The following is a 20,471-nucleotide window of genomic DNA, read 5'->3' as shown; positions in this document are numbered from 1 at the left end:
CATGCGCATCCCGAAGCGCGTCGCCGTGATCGGTGCCGGCAGCATGGGCAGCCAGACCATGTGGCGACTGGCCGCCCGCGGAGCCGAGGTCATTGGCTACGACCGGTACGCGCCGGGTCACGATCGCGGCGCGGCCGGGGGCGAGAGCCGCATCTTCCGAGCCGCCCACCTCGGCGAACCCGGGTACGTTCCGCTGCTGCGACTCGCGGACGGGCTGTGGGAGGAGCTCCAGGCGGAGACGAGCCGGTCGCTGCGACGGCGCAGCGGCTGCCTCGTGATGGGAGAGACCGCCTCACCGTCCATGCGCCTCCTCCTCTCCACCAGCGCCGCCCATGGGCTGGATCACGAGGTACTGGACCGGGAGGAACTCGCCCGCCGCTACCCGCAGCACCGGCTCCCGGACGGACACACCGCCGTCCTCGACCGGTTGGGCGCCGTCATCAGGCCGGAGGCGTCGATCCAGGCCGCCGCCGCCCGTGCCGAGCAGCTGGGTGCCCGGCTGCACCGCTACACCACGGTGCGCGAGGTCGTCCCCGCGGCGGGTGGCGGGGTGCAGATCGTCACCGACCAGGGCACGGACCATGTGGACGCCGCCGTGGTGACCGTGGGCCCCTGGATCAACACCCTGCTCCCGGACCTCCCCCGGACCGTCGACGTCCGCCGGGTGGTCTGCTCCTGGCACCTGCCCACCCGCCACGACTGGTTCGCGGGCGGGGCCCCCGCGTTCGTGCGCAGCACACCCCACGACTGCTTCGGAATCCCGTCGCCCGACGGCATCTCCGTCAAGCTCGGTCTCTCCTTCAAATACCATGCGCCGGTGCCCGAGCCCGAACGGCTCGACCGTACGGTCCGCCCCGAAGAACTCGGCACCTTCCGCGAGCTCATCGGTGAACTCATGCCCGACCTGAACCCCGACCCCATCAGGATGTCGGCCTACATGGAGGGCTACACCGACTCCGGAAACCCGCTCGTCGGTCATCTCCCCGGCGAGGACGACATCATCGTCATGGCCGGATTCTCCGGCAGCGGCTTCAAGTTCTCGCCCGCGATGGGTGAGATCGCAGCCGACCTGGCCCTCGACGGCACCACCGATCACCCCATCGACTTCCTCGCTCCGGCAGGAGTCGGCGCCGCCTGATCCCCGGCGATGTCGACGGCATCACCCTCACCTCGACACCTCTGTCATGAGCATGCCCGTGGCCATCGCCGGCCGTAACCAGTTCCCCGAAGCAAGAAAACGGAGCACTTCCATGCCCATTCCCTCGTTCCAGTTCCGCCCGAAGTACGTCTCGTTCGACTGCTACGGCACGTTGATCGAGTGGCCGATGAACCCCATCACGCGTGAGCTCGTCGGCGACCAGATCCCGGCCGAGCAGTGGGACCAGTTCATCCGGGAGTTCCGCGGCTACCGCTACGACCAGGTCCGCGGCGAGTACTACGCCTACGAGCAGGTGCTGCAGGACTCCTTCGAGCGGGTCTGCCGCAAGTGGGGCATCAAGGCGGCCCCGGACGCGGGCAAGCGGTTCGCCGACGGCGTGCGCAGCTGGGGCCCGCACGCGGACGTGCCGGCGCCGCTGAAGAAGATGGGCGAGAACTACAAGCTGGTGATCTTCTCCAACGCCGACGACTCCTTCCTTCAGGAGAGCGTGCCCCGGCTCGGGGCGGACTTCCACGCGGTCTACACCGCGGAGCAGGCCGGCTACTACAAGCCCCGGTACGCCGCGTTCGAGTACATGCTCGACCAGCTCGACGCGTCCCCCGAGGACTTCGTGCACGTCTCCTCGCACACCCGCTACGACCTGATGCCGATGCACGACATGGGCTTCCGCAACCTCATCCTCCTGGACCGTGGCAACGACCCGGTCACCCACGGCTACGACTACGTGCCGGTGAAGTCCCTGGCCGAGCTCAACCAGATGCTCGGCATCTGACGCGCGACGCACATCGTCCCGCACGGACAGCCCCGAAGGACCCCGCCGAGCTTGTCGGTGACGCCCGCGTAGAACTCGAAGTGCTGGGCCGAGAGCGACGTCCTCGGTCGCATCGTCGACCCGGCCGACGGGATCGAGCACGCGGTTCACGCCCCGGCCGACGGTCGGATCTTCTACGGCATGCACGGCCTCACCATCGTCCCCGGGGAACTGGCCGCCCTGGCCGTCCCGTGGGATCCCGACACGGCCACGCAGCCCGACACCCTCCCGACCTCCGGCGCGGGCCTCGGATCCGGCGAGTCGGATCCCCGCCCTTAACCCCCCCCAGCCGTCCTTCTTTCCCCGTAGCACCACCCCCAGGAGGCACACGATGAGAGACGCCCGTATAGACCGCAGGCTCTTCCTGCGCGGCGTCGGCGGAGCCACGGCGGGTCTCGCCGCCGCAACCGCCCTCAGCGCCTGCGGTACCGGCACCAGCCGCAGCGCTTCCACCGGCACCGGTGGGAAGGGCGGCAAGACGGTGGTCGTCCGCGACAGCGGCGGTTCCTACGGCGCGGCGCTGCAGAAGGCGATCTACACGCCGTTCACGCAGGAGACCGGGATCGCCGTCAAGGTGCTCAACCTCGACGACGCCCCGCTGCTCGCCCAGATCAAGCAGGGCCGTCCGCAGTGCGACCTCATCAACATCACGATGACGTCCCACACCAGGTATGTGGCCCAGGATGCCCTGGAGACGCTGGACCCGGACCGGATCAAGAGCCTGAAGAGCGCGAAGATCCCCGAGAACCAGATCACCGAGCATGCCATCGGCCACAGCTTCTACGGCCAGTGCATGGCGTACCGCACCGACGCCTTCGGCGGCCGCAAGCCCGAGTCTTGGGCGGACTTCTGGGACACCAGGGCGTTCAAGGGCAGCCGCGCGATGGTCAGCCCGGACGGTGACCTGCCGGAGCTGGAGTTCGCGCTGTTGGCCGACGGCGTGCCCATGGACAAGCTGTACCCGCTCGATGTGGACCGCGCCTTCAAGGTGCTGACTCGGCTGCGGGCCGACATCAAGAAGTTCTGGGACAGCGGCCCGCTGCCCGGTGTGCTCCTCAGCCGCCAGGAGGTGACGATGTCCACCGTCTGGGACGGCCGTATCGCCGATCTGCAGAAGCAGGGCGTCCCGGTCGCACGGCAGCTCAACGGCATGCGCCGCCAGTTCCAGGGCTACGCCATCGCCAAGGGCGCGGCCAACGTGGACAACGCCTACCAGCTCATGGACTTCGCGCTGCGGCCCGAGATCCAGGCCAACCTGGCCAAGGCCTTCCCGTCGAACCCGTCCTCCCCGGTGGCCTACGAGAAGCTCACCGAGGACGAGCGCAACGCACTCGCCGGTGCGCCGCAGTACTACGACAAGGGCTTCGACACGGACGTCGAGTGGTGGCTGAAGAACGAAGCCGCCGTCACCAAGCGCTGGTTGGAGTGGGCTCGTGGCTGAATTCGGTGTGGTCACACCGTCCGTCGCGGTGGCCGGCTGCACGCCGGCCACCGCGACCGGCAAAGCGCTGTCGGTGGTGGCCCTGCGCAAGACGTACGGGGACGTCGTCGCCGTCGACGAGGCGTCTATGGAGATCGCGGCCGGCGAGTTCGTCACCTTCCTCGGCTCCTCCGGGTCGGGCAAGACCACGACCCTGATGATGATCGCCGGGTTCTGCGAACCCGACTCCGGCACCATCACCGTGGGGGGCCGCGACGTCACCCGGCTCGCCCCGCAGAAGCGGGGCCTGGGTTTCGTCTTCCAGCAGTACCTGCTCTTCCCGCACATGACCGTGCAGGAGAACGTCGCCTTCCCGCTCACGCTGCGCGGAGTACCGAAGGACGAGATCCGCAGGCGCGTCGCGGAAACGCTGGAGATCGCCGGCCTGTCCGGCTTCGGCGGCCGCAAGCCGCGCGAGCTGTCCGGCGGTCAGCAGCAGCGTGTCGCCCTGTGCCGGGCCTTGGTCTACCGCCCGCCGGTCATCCTCATGGACGAGCCGCTGGGCGCGCTGGACAAGAAGCTCCGCGACCAGCTCCAGGTCGAGATCAAGACCATCCAGCAGGAACTCGGCCTGACGGTCATCTATGTGACGCACGATCAGGAAGAAGCGCTGGTCATGTCGGACCGGATCGCGGTGATGCGCAACGGCCTGATCGAGCAGTTCGACACGCCGAGGGAGCTGTTCGAGCGGCCCAGGACCCCCTTCGTCGCGGACTTCCTCGGCGCGGCCAACTTCCTGCCCGGCCGCGTGGAGAAGCACACCGACGAGCACACCCTGGTCCGCCTCGACAAGAGTGGCGGCCTGCTCAAGGCACGCCGCCACGACCTCGCCTCCGGCACCCGGGTCAAGGTCGCCGTGCAGCCGGGCCGGCTGCGGGCCTGCGCCACCGACGACGGCTTCTGTACCGGCACGGTGGAGACCGCCACCTACGTGGGCACCCTGGTCCGTGCCGGCGTACGCATCGACGGCGGTGACGCGCCGCTGCTGCGCCTGGAGGTACCGGCAGGCCGCGGCCCCGTCGCGGGCGAGCGGGTCGGGATCAGCGCCGAGGCGGACGACGTCAACCTCTTCACCGACGAACAGGGAGGGTGAGCCATGGCCGCCACCCTCGCGGGAGCTCCTGCCCGTCCGCGCAAGCTGCTGGCCTCGCGCAAGACCCGGGTCGGGGTCCTCTACGCGCTGCCGGTCGTCGTCTATCTGCTGGTGCTGTTCGTCTACCCGATCTTCAGCACGCTGCTCCTCAGCCTGAAGAATGCCGACGGATCGTTCACGCTGCACTGGTACGCCGACGCGCTGACCGGCGTCAACCTGTCGGTGCTGTTCACCACGCTGCGGATCTCCGCGGAGACGGCGCTGCTCAGCCTCGTCTTCGGGTTCGTCCTGGCCCAGGCGATCTCCCGGCTCAAGCCCCTGTGGGCCGGCCTCGCCATGCTGGTCGTCGTCGTCCCGCACTTCGTCAGCGCCCTGGTACGCACGTACGGCTGGATCATCATGCTCGGTGACAAGGGCCTGGTGAACGAGACCCTGGCCGCCATGTCCATACCGGGGACGCCGTTCCAGCTGCTCTACAACGAGCTGGGTGTGGTCATCGGCACCACCTCCATGATGCTGCCCTACACCGTGCTGCTGCTGTACGGGGTGATGCGCGGTGTGGACCTGCGGCTGCTGGCGGCCGCGTCCAGCATGGGCGCGGGACGCGTGACGATCTTCCGCCGGGTCTACCTGCCGCTGGTCGCCCCTGGCCTGGCCAGTGCCGGACTGCTCAGCTTCATCCTGTCGCTGGGCTACTACATCACCCCGGCCCTGATGGGCGGACCCAACCAGACGATGATCGCCACCCTCATCAACCAGCAGGTGACGAAGGAGAACCAGTGGAACGGGGCGGCCGCCCAGGGCGTCATCCTGCTGGTGCTCACCCTCACCGGACTGCTGCTGGTCAAGCTCGTCAGCTCCCTCGGCGCCAGCCGTAAGAAGAGGAGTGGGTCATGATGGAGCTGCGCAAGACCCTCGCCGGGCGGATCGCTCTGACCGCCATCGCCACCCTGATCCTGCTGTTCCTGGCGCTGCCGATCGTCGTCATCGTCGTCACCTCCTTCAGCAGCAACGCCTTCGCCGCGTTCCCGCCGGAGGCGTGGACGCTGAACTGGTACAAGGCGCTGTTCGCCGACGGCAGCAAGTGGCCCGCCGCGCTGTCCCTGAGCGCCCTGGTCGCCGCCCTGAGCACCGTGTTCTCCCTCATCATCGGTGTGACCGCGGCGACCGCGCTGACCCGCAGCGAACTGCCGCTGCGCTCGGCGGTCTTCGCCCTGGTCCTGGGACCGCTGGTCATTCCCCAGATCGTCACCGCACTCGGGCTGTTCCTGCTCTTCGAGCCCGCCGCGATGCTGGGCAGCCCGCTCGCCATCGCCCTGGGCCACACCGTGCTCGCCTCGCCGATCGCGGTGCTCATCCTGATCGCGACCCTGCGCGGGATCGACGAACGCCTGGAGGACGCAGCCGCCAGCATGGGCGCCGGCCGTATGACCATCGCCCGGCGGATCACCTTCCCGCTCGCCGCGCCGGGAATGATCGCGGCGGCGATCTTCTCCTTCATCACCAGCTTCGACGAGTTCTACATCTCCCAGTTCCTCTCCTCCGTCGACACCGTCACCCTGCCGGTGCAGGTCTACAACTCCCTCACCTTCGAGATCGACCCCAGCGTGACCGCAGTCAGCGCGATCCTCATCGCCTTCGCGATCCTCGCCCTCGGCCTGGTGGCACTGGTGCGCTGGCTCGGCTCCGGACGGCAGGAATCCCTGCTGTCGGTCGAGAACACGGTCGGGGTCGCCAACCCCGGAGGTGAGGCCGTATGACCACTGCCGCCGCTCAGCTGACCGCGGCCACCGCTCAGCGGCACCTGCTGCTGAACATGACCGCCAACGGCTCGCTCGGTCCCGCCGAACCCCTCACCTGAGCCTTGCGCCGGCACCGGCCGTGCCCCACTTCGAAACTCCCCCAGAGGACCCGCAATGAAGACGATTCCCTACTGGATAGAAACCGCCGGGGTGTTTCCCGACCGGTCCGGCAAGCCACTGACCGAGGACACCGACCTGGTGGTCATCGGCGCCGGCCTGACGGGTCTGTCCACCGCCCTCCACTCCGCCCGCAAGGGCGCCCGCGTCACCCTCGTCGAGAAGGGCCAGATCGGCTCCGGTGCCTCCGCGCGCAACGGCGGCATGGCCAACCTGGGCTTCACCATCGGCGTGCGCCAGGCCATCCGCCGGTACGGACTCGATCGGGCCCGCGAGATCTACAACTCCTACGGCGAGGCCGTGGACACCGTCGAGCGGCTGGTGAACGAGGAGTCCATCGACTGCCAGTTCCGCCGCGTCGGACGCCTGGGCGTCGCGTCCCGCCCCGCCCACTTCGAGAGCAAGAAGGCCCAACAGCGCGACCTGGCCCAGTACTTCGGACACGAGACCACTCTGGTCGGTAAGTCCGAGCTGCGTTCCGAGATCGGATCCGACGCCTACCACGGCGGCCTGCTCGACCCGTTCAGCGCCGCCCTGCACGTCGGCCGCTTCGTGCGCGGCATGGCCGAGGCGTGCGAGCGCACCGGTGTCGAGATCCACGAGCGCAACGCGGCCATCGGCGTGCGGCGCACCGCCGCCGGCCGGTTCGAGGTCAGCACCGAGCGCGGTGTGATCCGTGCCGGGCAGGTCATGATGGCCACCGACGCCTACACCGACAAGAACTTCCCGTGGCTGCGCCGCCGGCAGGTCTGCGTGGGCAGCTTCATCATCGTGACCGAGCCGCTCGGCGAGGAGCTCGCCCGGGACATCATCCCGAAGGCCCGCCTCATCGTCGACTCCAACCAGGTCTGCCACTACTTCCGGCTCACCCCGGACAACCGGCTGCTGTTCGGCGGCCGCGCCCGCTTCGCACCGTCCGACCCCACCTCGGACAAGAAGAGCGGGGCCGTCCTGTTCCGTGAGATGTGCGAGGTCTTCCCCCAACTCGCCCGGACGAAGGTCGAGTACGTGTGGGGCGGCTCCGTCGGCTTCGCGATGGACCGCATCGTGCACGCCGGGCAGACCGAGGACGGCGTCTACTACTCCATGGGATACGCGGGCCACGGCGTGCAGATGGCCACGCACATGGGGCAGGTCATGGCCGAGGTGATGGACGGCCACCCCGAGGTCAGCCCCGTCCGCGACCTGGCCCCGTCCCGCATCCCCCTCTACAACGGCACCGCCTGGTTCCTGCCCTTCGCGGGCGCCTACTACAAGACGCTGGACCGCCTCCGCTGACCGGTCGGCAGCCCCTCTACCCATACAAGGAGATACCCACGATGACTGTCGTCCGTGATGTTCCCAAGCAGCTGTTCATCGGCGGTCGCTGGCTGGACGCCGAGTCCGGCCGGACCCTGCCCGTCGACAACCCGGCCACCGGCGAGGAACTGTGCCAGGTCGCCGACGCCTCACCCGCCGACGGCCGGCGTGCCGTCGAGGCGGCGGTCGCCGCGCAGGCCGCCTGGGCCGCCACCGCACCCCGGGTGCGCAGCGAGATCCTGCGCCGCGCCTACGACATCATCATCGCGCGCACCGAGGACCTCGCGCTGCTGATGACCCTGGAGATGGGCAAGCCCCTGGCCGAGGCGCGTGCCGAAGTCGCCTACGCCGCGGAGTTCTTCCGCTGGTTCTCCGAGGAAGCCGTCCGTATCGACGGCGGCATGATGACCGCCCCCGACGGCAAGAACCGTCTGCTGGTCACCCGTCAGCCCGTCGGCCCCTGCCTGCTGATCACCCCCTGGAACTTCCCCCTGGCGATGGGCACCCGCAAGATCGGCCCCGCCATCGCCGCCGGCTGCACCATCGTCCTCAAACCCGCCCCCCAGACCCCCCTGGCCAGCCTCGCCCTGGCGGAGATCCTCACCGAAGCGGGTCTGCCGGCCGGAGTGCTCAACATCGTCACCACCACCGACGCCGCCGGCGTCGTCGAACCCCTCCTGCGCGGGGAGCGAAGCGAAATGGGGGTCCCCCCGGCCGGAGGCTGGGGGAAGATCCGCAAGCTCTCCTTCACCGGCTCCACCCAGGTCGGCCGGATCCTGCTGGCCCAGTGCGCCGACACCGTCATCCGCACCTCCATGGAACTGGGCGGCAACGCTCCCCTCATCGTCTTCGACGACGCCGACCTCGACGTGGCCATCGAAGGCACCATGGTCGCCAAGATGCGCAACATGGGCGAATCCTGCTGCGCCGCCAACCGCATCTTCGTCCACACCTCGGTCGCCGAGGAGTTCGCCTCCCGCCTCGCCGCCCGCATGGCCGCTCTGAAGGTCGGGCCCGGCACCGAACCCGGCACCGACGTCGGCCCCCTCATCGACATCGCCGGTCGCAGCAAGGCCCACGACCTGGTGCGGGACGCCGTCAAGCGCGGCGCCACCGTCCTGACCGGCGGTGAACTCCCCGAAGGGCCGGGCTGCTTCTACCCGCCCACCGTCCTCACCGGCATCGCCCCCGAGTCGGCGATCATCGACACCGAAATCTTCGGCCCCGTCGCCGCGATCCGTACCTTCGAGACCGAGGACGAGGCCGTCGCGGCCGCCAACGACACCGAATTCGGTCTGGCCACCTACCTGTTCACCCAGAACCTCGACCGTGCCCTGCGCGTCAGCGAACGCCTCGAAAGCGGCATGATCGGCCTCAACACCGGACTGGTCTCCAACCCCGCCGCGCCCTTCGGCGGCGTCAAGCAGTCCGGCCTGGGCCGCGAAGGCGGCCGTGTCGGCATCGACGAGTTCCTGGAGTACAAGTACATAGCCGTCCCCGTCGGGGCCTGACATGCCCGACCGACTCGTCGTCCTCTACCGCGGCAACCGGCCCCCCGCCACCGCCCTCATAGAAGGCCTCACGGACACCGTCTACGCCACCGAGGAAGAACTGCCCTACCTCCTCCCCGGCGCCGACGCCCTCCTGGCCTGGGTGACCATCACCCCGGCCATCCGTGAGGCCTGGCCCGACAACCCGGAGAAGGCACCCCGCTGGGTTCACGCGGCCTCCGCGGGCGTGGACTCCTTCCTCTTCCCCGCCCTGGTGGACGATCCCGGCGTTGTCCTGACCAACGCCCGGGGGGTCTACGACCAGCCGACCGCCGAGTACGTCCTCGGCCTGATCCTTGCCCTCGCCAAGGACTTCCCCGGCACCTGGGAGCACCAGCAGCGCCGCGAGTGGCGTCCGCGCCCCAGCGACGGCATCACCGGACGCGCCGTGCTGGTCTGGGGGACGGGGCCGATCGGCCGGGCCATCGCCCGGCTGCTGCGCGCCGTCGGGATGCGCGTGTGCGGCGCGGGCCGCAAGGCCCGCACGGACGACCCCGACTTCGGCACGGTCCACGGTGCGACGACCCTGCGCTCCGCCCTGACGGAAGCGGACTATGTCGTCCTGGCCGCACCCCTCACCCAGGACACCCGGGGCATGGTCGACGCCCCCGTACTCGCCGCCATGAAGCCGGGGGCGCGACTGGTCAACGTAGGCCGGGGCGGACTCGTCGACGAGGAGGCGCTGATCGACCACCTCGCCGCCGGACGGCTCGCCGGCGCAGCCCTGGACGTGTTCGTCCAGGAACCGCTGCCTGCCGAATCACCCCTGTGGGACATGCCCGGCGTGATGATCTCCCCGCACACGGCGGGCGAGACCACCAGCGAGCGGGAGGCGCTCGTCGAGGTGTTCCTCGACAACCTCACCCGGCACATCGAGGGCCGGCCGCTGCGCAACGTGGTGGACAAGCGGCGCGGATACGTGGTCGACGAGACGCACCCCGCCTGAGGGCGAGTAGCACGCGCTCCGGCCGGTAACTCCTACCGGCCTGAGCGCGTGCTACTCGGGTTCCCTCGTCCCGGCCCGCTGCCCGTTGTCACGACCAGCAATGAGTGAGGCCTGCGTCGGCTACTTGAGAGCCTTGACCTCTGCTACGCCGGCGGGGAGGCGAGAGACTGTGCCACGCCTGACGACCGGTAGGTGTGAGGGCTTCCGGCTCGGCCCGGCTCGCAGCGATGATCCGCTGAGCACGCCGACCACAAGTGCGGCGATGCTGCGCTGCGTGCGCCCAACCCGGTGATGGCGGTCGGCGTCGAAGTCGACGACGCGGGGAACTGGACGACATCGTCTTGTACCGCCAGGTGCCGCCGCACACCTACATACAGGTCAAGTACGCCGCGGACAGCTCTACCCGGTCAACGAGGACTACCTGCTCAAGCTCAGCGATCGCGGCGGCCCGTGCGTTGTCGAAGACAGCGGGCCATGAGCCCACGACGGCCTCGACATCAAGGTCTGGCGCGATCGTCATCAGATCGGCGACGGCGCCGCCGTGAGCGCTGGAAGGTTGACCGGCACGCCGCCGTCGAGCCGGCCCGGCCCGGCGCCTCGCTCGCCCTCCGCGACGCGCAGGATTCCCCCGACCGTTCGCCGGGGGGAGGCCAGGGCCACCCCCAGGTCGGGATGCACCGGGCAGATGGCCGGGAGGCCCGCGAGCGGCTCGCGGATGATGCCGGACAGGAAAAACCGGAAGCGGCCGCGTTCGGCTTGCCCGGCCGCACGGAGACGGTCATCAGGTAGGCGACGTGTCCGTCGACGAAGCCCCGGCGGGTGTCGGCGGCCTTCCTCGGCTCCAGCAGGCCGAGTCCCTCGTTCACCAGAGCGGCGGCCTCCTTCACGGCGGCCAGAGCGTCGATCAGATGCGGGTAAGCGGCAATCGGCGTCCCCGTGATGCCCTCACCCGTGGAACCCCTGACCTCCATGATCCGGGACTTCGGCTGCCGCCCGCCTGTACGGCGAGATGCAACGGCCCTGTGCCTTGAGCACGTCCAGCAGTTCGGCGGCACGGGCATCGACGTCCGCCTGGTCGTCGCCGTCGAGCTCGACGCGTACACCAGGCACGCCCGTGGGGCAGGCCGGTGACGGATTGCGGGCCGCGCCGGGCACGCATGGTGGCAACGATCGCCTCGTCCATGCCCTCCACGGCGGTGGGGTTCCAGCGCAGGATCTCGGGGACGTCCTCGGCGGCGTCGACCACGTCGTCGTAGCCGAGGGTCAGGAGCGTGGAGGCCTGTGCGGTCGCCACCAGGCGGACCGTCGCTGCGGTGACGACCGCGCAGGAGCCTTCGGTGCCCACCAGGGCGCGGGCCATGTCGAAGCCGTGCTCCGGCAGCAGGTGGTGCAGCTGATAACCGGAGACCTGGCGGGGGATGCGACCCAGCTCGGTGCGGATCGGCGCCAAGTCGGCCTCGATCAGGCGGCGTACGTCCGCTTCGAGGCGGGCGACTCGCTCGACCGCGTCCGTGTCGTGCGGGTCGGCCGCGCGCAGGCCGGTGCGGTCGGCGACGGCCCGCACGCCGTCGGCCGTCACGATCTCCAGAGCCTCGATGTGGCCACTGGTCCGCCCGTGCCGCACCGACCGGTTGCCGCAGGCGTCGTTGCCGATCATCCCGCCGAGGGTCAACGGCTGTGCGAGGAGGGATCGGGGCCGAAGGTGAGCCCGTGCAGGGCCGTCGCGCTGCGCAGCCCGTCCAGGATCACCCCGGCCTCGACGCGCGCGGTCCGTGCGACCGGGTCGATGTCCAGGATCCGGTTCATGTACCGGGAGAGGTCCAGGACGACGCCGGGCCCGACCGCGTTGCCCGCCATGCTGGTGCCGCCGCCGCGCGCGGTGACCGGAACGTGTGCCTCACGGCAGGCCCGCAGCACCGCGACGGCGTCGTCGGCGCGGCGGGACCCGGTAGTTGGAGGCGTCGTAGGCGTAGCGGCCGGTGGAACCCGGGCCGGTCTCCACCCGCAGGCCGACAGCGGTCTCCGCGAGCCGCGCGACCAGCGGCTCCAGGGCCGTGGTGGTGACCGTCATCGCCCTGCCGCTCCCGATGTGCCGACCTCGACCGCGGTCGCCCACGCCCGGAGGCCCTCGTCCACCGCCGTCTCGTCGATGACGAGTGCCGGGATCATGCGGACGACCTGGTTCCAGGCGCCGCACAGCAGCAGGAGCAGCCCCTCGTCGACGGCGGCGCGCTGCACCCGGGCGGCGGTCTCGGGGTCGGGACTGCCGTCCTCGGTGACGAACTCGGTGGCCAGCATCAGCCCGAGGCCGCGGACGTCACCGATGCCCGGGGTCCGGTCGGCCACCGCCTCCAGTCCCTGGCGCAGTCGCTTGCCCATCGCCTCGGCGTTCTCGACGAGTTTCTCGTCGCGTACGACGTCGAGGGTGGCGCAGGCCGCGGCGCAGGCGACGGCGTTGGCGCCGTAGGTGCCGCCCTGCGAACCGGGCCATGCCTTGGCCATCAGCTCCTCGGAGGCGGCGATGCCGGACAGCGGGAACCCGCTGGCCAAGCCCTTGGCGGTGACGAGGATGTCGGGCCGGACGCCGAAGTGGTCGTGACCCCAGAAGCGGCCCGTGCGGCCGACGCCCGTCTGCACCTCGTCGAGGACGAGGACGAAGCCATGGCGGTCCGCGCGCTCCCGAAGGCCCTCCATGAAGGCGCGGTTGGCGGGCACATAGCCACCCTCGCCGAGGACCGGCTCGACGATGATCGCGGCCGTGTCGGCGGGCGAGGAGATCGTCTGGAGCGTGTAGTCGAGTTCCTTCAGGGCGAAGCCGGTGGCGGTCTCCTCGTCCCAGCCGTAACGGTAGGCGGACGGGAACGGCGTGACGACCACCCCGCTCATCAGCGGTGAGAAACCGGACCGGAAACGGGTGCCGGAGGTGGTCATGGAGGCGGCGGCGACCGTACGGCCGTGGAAGCCGCCGTGACACACGATGACGTTCGGCCGGCCGGTGGCCTGGCGGGCCAGCCGCAGCGCGGCCTCGACGGCCTCGCTGCCGGAGTTGGTGAAGAACAGACTGTCCAGGCCGGTCGGCAGGACCTCACCGAGCTTGTCGACGAGGCGGCGCAGCGGCTGGTGCATGACCGTCGTGTACTGGCCGTGGATCAGCGCGCCCACCTGCTCCTGCGCCGCCGCCACGACCTTGGGGTGGCAGTGCCCGGTGCTGGTGACGCCGATGCCGGCGGTGAAGTCGAGGTAGCGGCGGCCGTCCTGGTCGAAGAGGTGGACGCCCTCGCCCCGGGCCGCCACCACGGGCGTGGCCTGGCGAAGGTGCGGCGACAGTGCGGTCATGTTCGTCTCCCGGCCTCGGTCCTCGGTCTGCTGCGGTCTTCCGAGCATCCCCGCGGCCCAGGGCTGCGCCAACGCGCGATCTGTCCGGCCGGGAGGCGCCATCCGGACGTTGTGTCAACCGGCTCGGGGCGTACCGGGTGTCGCTTCGCGCCGGACCGCTCTTGCGCAGGTCAGCGACGCTTGCCACAGTTGCCGGACACTCCCCGGGCTCGGGGCTCCGTGCCCACTCTCGGCTCCGCTCCAGAGGAGCCCTGAGCAGGGCCACCGCCATGGAGACGCCGTGAACGACAGCAACCCGGCCGGTCAGGGAGCCACCCGTCCGGTCACCGTGGCCGACGTCCTGGCCCTTCCCGTCCTGGCCGCCGGGCGGCCCCAGGTCGTCACCGGCGTGCCCCACCTGGATCGGCCGGTCAGGTGGGTCCACATCACCGAACTCACCGACCCCGCTTCCTTCCTGAAGGGCGGCGAACTCGTCCTCACCACCGGTATGCCGCTGCCGCAGGACGCGGCCGGCGTGCGCCGGTACGTCGACGAACTCGCCGACGTCGGGGCGGCGGCCCTGGTCATCGAACTCGTACGCCGCTATCACCGCCCGCCGGACGCGCTCGTCGACGCCTGCCGCCTCCGCGGCCTGCCTCTCGTCACCCTGGCCAAGGACGTCAACTTCCTTGAGGTCACCCAGGTCGTGCACGCGCTCCTGCTGGGCAACCAGACGGACGCCATGCGCCGCACACAGCGCATCCACGAGGCGTTCACCGCTCTCACCCTGCGCGGAGCCGGGCCGGAGGACGTGGTGCGCGCGGCGGCGGAGATGAGCGGCCACACGGTCGTCCTGGAGAACCTGGTACACCAGGCACTGATCTGCGAACCGTCCAGAAGCGCGGTGGAGGAGGCGCTCACCGATTGGGAACAGCGCTCCAGAGCCACCGGGCCCGGCGACCATACGGCGATCTGCGGCCCGGAGGGCTGGCTCACGACACCCGTCGAGTACCAGGGCGAACGCTGGGGCCGTGTGGCCATGCTCCCCACCCGCACCGACGACGGGCCGGCCTTCGGCCCGGAGGACATCACCGTGCTGGAGAGGACCGCGATGGCCCTGACCGTGGCCCGCCTCATCCACCCCACCCCATGGGAGCGCACCGCATACCGAAACGCCCTGCGCGACCTGGTCGAACAGCGCCACCACTCTCCGGAGGACGCCCGCGCCCGCTGCGCCGCACTGGGCCTGCCGACCGATCGAGACCGCTTCGTCGCGATCCTCGTGGACCTCCGCGCAGGGAACGGGGGACCCGGGCCCGAGACCCGACTCTTCCAGGAGCTCCGGACGGCAGGCGTCTCGGCCCTCGTCGGCGAGCTGGCCCCCGACCGCCTCGGCATCCTGCTGGCTCCGCGTCCCTCCCAACCCTGGCGCCCCATCGTCGAGCGACTGTGCGGCACCGCACTGAGCCTGGCGCCCCAAGCAGTCGTGACAGTCGGCTCCGAGGTCACGGATCTCTCCGACACCGCCCGTTCCTTCCGCGAGGCGGCCCGCGTCGCCGAGGCCACCCCGCCGGGCCAACCCCTCCCCCCGGACCGGTCCTTCCACGAGCTGTCCGACATCGGCCTGCGCCGCCTGCTGTACGCCCTCCGCGAGGACACCCGGATCCAGGAGTACGCCGAACAGCAGCTCGGGCGACTCATCGATTACGACACCCAGCACGGCACCGACCTGCTGGCGACCCTGCGCCACTACCTCGAAGCGGCCGGCAACAAGACCAACGCCGCTCGCCGGGGCGGCCTGTCCCGCGAAACCATGTACCAACGCCTGCGCACCATCGAGCGTCTCCTCGACCGCGACCTGGAGTCCGGCGAACAACGCACCGAACTCCACGCGGCTCTGACGGCACGCGATGTGTTTCGAGCCCAGTGACATGCAACGACCTACGGCCTGATCCAGCACGACTGGGAGCCGATCCTGGGCCAGGCACGATTCGAACACCAGCGACCAGACATGGGATGTTAGCGGGTCGGCACCGGAGAGGGAAAGGGTGGCGAACAGGCCGCTGGAACAGCGACGGTAGGACGAAACGACGCAGACGTCATCCCGGTGCCACCGATCCCAAAATTCACGCATCCATGGGATGTCCCGGCGGAGATCCGCGTGATATCTGTACGAGGGCGCTCAAGGGCCGGTCAGGGCCGAACCCGCCCGCTCGGCAACGCTCACAGCGCAAGAGTCTCCCCACCACGCCGTTCTGCCAGTACGTCAGGCGGCCACCGACGCCGACGGGACGGCACGGCGGCCGAGTTGCTGACACGGACGGCGATCAGTCCCGTCGATTCAGCACGCACTCACCGAAGAGGACGCCTGCCTTGAGAAAGTCCTGGATTCTCCCCCTGGTCACGCTTGTCACCGCCGCGCTCGGGGTGACGGCGGCAGGGGTGACCTCTGCCTCCGCCGCCCCCAACACACCTTTGCGGGTCATGCCGTTGGGCGACTCCATAACCTGGGGTGTGGGAAGCAGTACGGGCAACGGCTACCGGGGCCCGTTGTGGGACAAGCTTGCCGCGGACGGCCATCCGCTGGACTTCGTCGGCACGTTGCGGGGCGGGTCGATGTCCGACCCCGACAACGAAGGCCACTCCGGATACAAGATCCACCAGATCGCCGCACTCGCCGACGCTTCGCTGACCCGCTACCGGCCCAACGTCGTGACGCTGAAGATCGGCACCAACGACCTCAACGAGAGCTACCAGGTCTCCACGGCCACCGACCGGCTGAAGTCGCTGGTCAACCAGATCACCGCCGCCGCCCCCGACGCAACCGTCCTCGTGGCCTCCCTGGTCGTGTCCACCAGCGGCTCGGAGGAGCAGTACCGGGCCGCGTACAACCAGGCCATCCCCCGGATCGTCAGCGACGCACAGGCCGCGGGCAAGCAGGTCGCATACGTGGACATGAGCAGCCTGACCACGGCCGACCTGGCCGACACCCTGCATCCCAACGACTCGGGCTACCAGAAGATGGCCGCCGCCTTCCACCGCGGTATCCAGGCCGCGGACAGCGCCGGATGGCTGAAGAACCCGGCACCCGCCGCCGCACGCGTGCAGTCCGGCATCACCGGAAAGTGCCTGGATGTCAACGGCGCCAACACCGCCGACGGGACCGCCGCCCAGATCTGGGGCTGCGGCGACAGTGCCAACCAGCTCTGGTCCGCCTACACCGACGGCACCCTGCGCTCCATGGGGAAGTGCCTCGACGCCGCCGGCGGGGGCACCGCCAACGGCACCAAGGTGCAGATCTGGTCCTGCCATGGAGGCGCCAACCAGGTCTGGCAGCCCTACAACGGCGGCTACCGCAACGCCGCCTCCGGCCGCTGCCTCGACGTTCCGGGCTTCTCCACGGCCGACGGCACGCAGCTTCAGCTGTGGGACTGCAACGGCGGCTCCAACCAGAAATGGACCACTCTGACCGCCGGATGACCCCCACTCCCGGGTCCTGAGCCCATTCCGGGCACCGGCCCCGGGAGACCATCGGTGGCGGGCACCGCCGGGCGCGGCACCCGCCGTGGCGGTCGTACGGCGGACGTCGTGTCGCCTGACGCGTTCCGAGCCCGTGGGTCAGCAGGGCAGGACGCCGGTCACGTTGTGCGCAGGCAGTGACCGGCGCGCGCGACAGGAAGGCGGTGGCGAATCGGGCCATGGGCGAGGAGATCGTGGACCGGTCGGAGGGTTTCGGCGAACGGCTGCTCGGGGTGCTGCTGGATCGGGCGCGGCTGTTGCCGCCGCAGCTGATCGCCCCGCTGATCGCGGAGGAAGTGGCCAGGATCGGCGGCCGTGACGTGTCCATCCTGCTCCAGGACTACGCCCGGGAGCTGCTGGTGCTTCCGGGCAGGAAGCTGCACGTCGGCCAGCCCGAGCCGATGACCGACTCCCCTGCCGGCCGGGCCTTCCTGCGTGGGGATGTCGTCGAGGTACCACAGGCCCGCGGCGGCGTGCGGATCCATCTGGCTCTGCTGGACGGCAGCGACCAGGTGGGCGTCATGGCCCTGCCGCCGGACACCGTCCAGTGGGGCCTGCTGCCACCGCTGACGATGGCCGTGCCCCAGGTTCAGGTGGCGGGCATCCTGGAGCCCGCTCACCGCGCAGCCGGCGACAGCTTCGACTACGTCCTCAACGACAACATCCTGCACGTGGCCGTAATCGACGCGATGGGCCACGACATGGACGCCGCCGCGATGGCGACCATCGCTATCGGCGCTTGCCGCCATGCCAGGCGCGCCTTCAAAGAGCACCCACTCCAGCGGGGCGACCGGGTGCTCTGCTACACCGACGACATCACCTGCGCCGGCTCTCCCACACGCTGAAGAAGGAACGCGGCGGGCGCACCAGCGACGACGCCACCCTCTTCATGATCGAGTGGCGCGGCGGTGCCGCCGAGCACTTCGCAGTCCTGGACTGAACACCTCGACTTCGGCCGAGGCGAGCATGATTGTCGAAGCGCTTCGACAGTGCCATTCTCCCTGATGGGCTGTCAATAGACCCAGCAGGAGAAACTTTCTCGCCGTAAGGGCCCTTGTTTCACACGAAACTTGTCCGTTAACTTTCGCCTGCCAAGCGAAGCGCTTCGACAGCTGCTGAAGGAGGCCGGGCATCGACCGGGTCTGCCAGGTCTGTCACCCGGGCTCACCCGGTGCAGTGACGCACGAAGTCCCGCCCGGTGGCTGCGCGGTTCTGCGCGGGCACTGATCTTGAAAGGGCCGCCATGACCAAGGAGCAAGGGACCTTCCACTGGGGGCACGAGACCCTCCAGCTCGAGATCGTCCTCGATGACGACGGCAGCCCGCGCCTGACGCACCTCGGACTGCCCGGCGAGGCGCGGACATTCCCCGGTGCGTCCCTGCCCCTGGTGGAGGTGACAGCCGCGGGGCACGGCCGCAGCTGGTCGGGCAACCGCCTCGTCGGCACCGGTCTCGGCGGGCGTCTGCGCCACCGGACCCACCACGCGACCCGCGACGGCGACTGGCACACACTGACCGTCCAACTCCACGACCCGGAAACCGGGTTGGCTGCGGAGGTGACCTACCGATCACCGACCGGCATCCCGGTGCTCCGCAGCGAGGTGACCCTGCGCAACGAAGGGCAGACCACGCTGCACCTGGAGTCGGTCAGCTCGTTCGCGGTGGGCTGCCTCACCTCGCAGGCCCCGGCGGCCATCGACGCCGCGGACCTGCTGTGGGCGGAGAACGACTGGCTCACGGAATGCCGCTGGCAGCGACAGCCGATGCGCCTGACCACACCGGCCCACGACGGACGCGTGAGCAACGCGCACGGCAAATCCGGCTTCGCCGTGAACGGACAGGGCACCTGGTCCAGTTGCGGACGCCTCCCCATGGGCGGCCTGACGGACCGGCGCACCGGCCGCGCCTGGGTGTGGCAGATCGAGCACAACGGCGGCGGCTGGCGTTGGGAGTGCGGCGAGCACGACAAGGCGGCCTACGCGGCGCTGTTCGGACCCACCGACACCCACCACGGCTGGCGGCACTCCCTTGAACCCGGCGCCGTCTTTCGCACCGTACCCGCCGCCCTGTCCTTCAGCGCCGACGGCGGCCCCGACGCCGCGTTCGCCGCGCTGACCCGCTACCGCCGCGCCCAACGCCGCCCGCACACCGACCACCAGCGCCTGCCCGTCATCTTCAACGACTACATGAACTGCCTGATGGGCGACCCCACGACCGAGAAGCTGATGCCGCTCATCGACGCGGCGGCCGACGCGGGCGCGGAATACTTCGTGATCGACGCCGGCTGGTACGACGGCGACGACGGCGGCTGGTGGGACAGCGTCGGCGCCTGGGAGCCGGCCGCCTCCCGGTTCCCCGGGGAACGCGGGATCCACGAGGTGCTGGACCGCATCCGGGAGCGCGACATGGTGCCCGGCCTGTGGCTGGAGCCGGAGGTGATCGGCGTCCGCAGCCCCATGGCCAAGTCCCTGCCCGACGAGGCGTTCTTCCGCCGCGACGGCGTCCGCGTCACGGAGACCGGCCGGCACCACCTGGACCTGCGCCACCCGGCCGCCCGTGCCCACCTGGACCAGGTCGTGGACCGCCTGGTCGGCGAGTGGGGCGTCGGCTACCTCAAACTCGACCACAACATCGACCCCGGCTCCGGCACCAGCGCCCACCCCGGCGAGACCCCGGGCGCCGGCCTGCTCGGCCACAACCGGGCGCACCTCGACTGGCTCGACGGCGTCCTCGACCGGCACCCGCACCTGGTCGTGGAGAACTGCTCCTCCGGCGGCATGCGCTGGGACCACGCCCTGCTGTCCCGGATGCAGCTGCAGTCCACCAGCGACCAGCAGAACCTCCACCTCTACGCGCCCATCGCGGCTTCCGCGCCCACCGCCGTCACCCCCGAACAGGGTGCCGTCTGGGCGTACCCCCAGCCGGAGGATTCCCTCGACGAGGTGGCCTTCACCATGACCAACGCGCTCCTCGGCCGGATCCATCTCTCCGGCCGCATTCCCGAACTCGGGCCGGAGGCCCGCGCCCTGGTCCACGAGGCGGTAGCGGCCTACAAGACCATCCGCGCCGACCTGCCGCAAGCCGTGCCGTCCTGGCCACTGGGCCTTCCCGCCTGGGACGACCCCTGGATCGCCCTGGCCCTGCGCACTCCCGCCGCCACCTACCTCACCGCCTGGCGGCGCCCCGGAACCGACGCCACGGCGACGCTTCACCTGCCCCACCTGCGGAACACCGCCGCCCGTGCCGACCTGCTCTACCCCTGGGCCAGTCGGGCCGTTTCCGCCTGGACGCCCGACACGGCCGAGCTGAGCCTGACCCTGCCCACCGCGCCGTCGGCCGTCCTGCTCCGCATCACCTCCACCGACCCCGGCGCTCCCTGAA

The 20,471-nt window shown here is 70.2% G+C and carries 14 protein-coding genes and 3 pseudogenes; 14 read left to right on the top strand and 3 right to left on the bottom strand.

Annotation, left to right across the window (positions count from 1 at the left end):
• Window position 1 precedes the first annotated feature (1 nt).
• The 10 genes from solA (at window position 2) to ADL12_RS23845 (ending at window position 10,257) form a co-directional block, all read left to right on the top strand.
• Window positions 2-1,138, top strand: a complete 1,137-nt coding sequence (solA, locus tag ADL12_RS23885; RefSeq protein ID WP_062704938.1) for an N-methyl-L-tryptophan oxidase — start codon at window positions 2-4, stop codon at window positions 1,136-1,138.
• A gap of 112 nt (window positions 1,139-1,250) precedes the next feature.
• Window positions 1,251-1,931: a haloacid dehalogenase type II gene (locus tag ADL12_RS23880; protein ID WP_062704936.1), complete on the top strand. Its 681-nt coding sequence runs from the start codon at window positions 1,251-1,253 to the stop codon at window positions 1,929-1,931.
• A 180-nt stretch (window positions 1,932-2,111) separates the two neighbouring features.
• Window positions 2,112-2,249, top strand: a complete 138-nt coding sequence (locus ADL12_RS55660) for a hypothetical protein (RefSeq protein ID WP_208614603.1) — start codon at window positions 2,112-2,114, stop codon at window positions 2,247-2,249.
• A gap of 52 nt (window positions 2,250-2,301) precedes the next feature.
• Complete coding sequence (locus tag ADL12_RS23875; protein ID WP_062704934.1) at window positions 2,302-3,411, top strand: ABC transporter substrate-binding protein; 1,110 nt, start codon at window positions 2,302-2,304, stop codon at window positions 3,409-3,411.
• Window positions 3,404-4,543: an ABC transporter ATP-binding protein gene (locus ADL12_RS23870; RefSeq protein WP_062704933.1), complete on the top strand. Its 1,140-nt coding sequence runs from the start codon at window positions 3,404-3,406 to the stop codon at window positions 4,541-4,543. The genes ADL12_RS23875 and ADL12_RS23870 overlap by 8 nt, the downstream gene beginning before the upstream one ends.
• Window positions 4,544-4,546: 3 nt before the next feature.
• Window positions 4,547-5,440, top strand: coding sequence for an ABC transporter permease (locus ADL12_RS23865; RefSeq protein ID WP_062704931.1), 894 nt, complete (start codon window positions 4,547-4,549; stop codon window positions 5,438-5,440).
• Window positions 5,437-6,303, top strand: coding sequence for an ABC transporter permease (locus tag ADL12_RS23860; protein WP_062704929.1), 867 nt, complete (start codon window positions 5,437-5,439; stop codon window positions 6,301-6,303). The genes ADL12_RS23865 and ADL12_RS23860 overlap by 4 nt, the downstream gene beginning before the upstream one ends.
• A gap of 156 nt (window positions 6,304-6,459) precedes the next feature.
• Window positions 6,460-7,740 carry an NAD(P)/FAD-dependent oxidoreductase gene (locus tag ADL12_RS23855; RefSeq protein ID WP_062704927.1) on the top strand — a complete coding sequence of 427 codons (1,281 nt, stop codon included), beginning with the start codon at window positions 6,460-6,462 and terminating at the stop codon, window positions 7,738-7,740.
• 41 nt (window positions 7,741-7,781) lie between these two features.
• Window positions 7,782-9,272, top strand: a complete 1,491-nt coding sequence (locus ADL12_RS23850) for an NAD-dependent succinate-semialdehyde dehydrogenase (protein WP_062704925.1) — start codon at window positions 7,782-7,784, stop codon at window positions 9,270-9,272.
• A gap of 1 nt (window position 9,273) precedes the next feature.
• Complete coding sequence (locus tag ADL12_RS23845) at window positions 9,274-10,257, top strand: D-2-hydroxyacid dehydrogenase (RefSeq protein ID WP_062704923.1); 984 nt, start codon at window positions 9,274-9,276, stop codon at window positions 10,255-10,257.
• 367 nt (window positions 10,258-10,624) lie between these two features.
• Here ADL12_RS23845 and ADL12_RS56730 read toward each other — a convergent pair.
• From ADL12_RS56730 to ADL12_RS23825, 3 genes and pseudogenes are all read right to left on the bottom strand, one after another.
• Window positions 10,625-11,078, bottom strand: a pseudogene (locus tag ADL12_RS56730) (Rossmann-fold NAD(P)-binding domain-containing protein); the annotation flags it as partial.
• Between the two features lie 193 nt (window positions 11,079-11,271).
• Window positions 11,272-12,328, bottom strand: a pseudogene (locus ADL12_RS56725) (FAD-binding oxidoreductase); the annotation flags it as partial.
• Window positions 12,325-13,593 carry an aspartate aminotransferase family protein gene (locus ADL12_RS23825; RefSeq protein WP_062704988.1) on the bottom strand — a complete coding sequence of 423 codons (1,269 nt, stop codon included), beginning with the start codon at window positions 13,591-13,593 and terminating at the stop codon, window positions 12,325-12,327. The gene ADL12_RS23825 and the pseudogene ADL12_RS56725, both read right to left, overlap by 4 nt.
• 280 nt (window positions 13,594-13,873) lie before the next feature.
• Between ADL12_RS23825 and ADL12_RS23820 the strand changes: the two genes are divergently transcribed.
• From ADL12_RS23820 to ADL12_RS23805, 4 genes and pseudogenes are all read left to right on the top strand, one after another.
• The gene (locus ADL12_RS23820; RefSeq protein WP_062704914.1) at window positions 13,874-15,502 is read left to right on the top strand and encodes a PucR family transcriptional regulator; all 1,629 of its coding nucleotides are present in this window, start codon (window positions 13,874-13,876) and stop codon (window positions 15,500-15,502) included.
• A gap of 443 nt (window positions 15,503-15,945) precedes the next feature.
• Window positions 15,946-17,052, top strand: a complete 1,107-nt coding sequence (locus ADL12_RS23815) for an SGNH/GDSL hydrolase family protein (RefSeq protein WP_062704912.1) — start codon at window positions 15,946-15,948, stop codon at window positions 17,050-17,052.
• Window positions 17,053-17,270: 218 nt separating this feature from the next.
• Window positions 17,271-18,031, top strand: a pseudogene (locus ADL12_RS23810) (hypothetical protein).
• Between the two features lie 303 nt (window positions 18,032-18,334).
• Window positions 18,335-20,470, top strand: coding sequence for an alpha-galactosidase (locus ADL12_RS23805; protein ID WP_062704908.1), 2,136 nt, complete (start codon window positions 18,335-18,337; stop codon window positions 20,468-20,470).
• The last annotated feature ends 1 nt before the right edge of the window (window position 20,471 follow it).

The sequence above is a fragment of the Streptomyces regalis genome, from assembly GCF_001509475.1.
Classification (GTDB): Bacteria; Actinomycetota; Actinomycetes; order Streptomycetales; family Streptomycetaceae; genus Streptomyces; species Streptomyces regalis.
The sequence above is the reverse complement of the archived record's forward strand: the minus strand, read 5'-3'. Positions and strand labels throughout refer to the sequence as shown.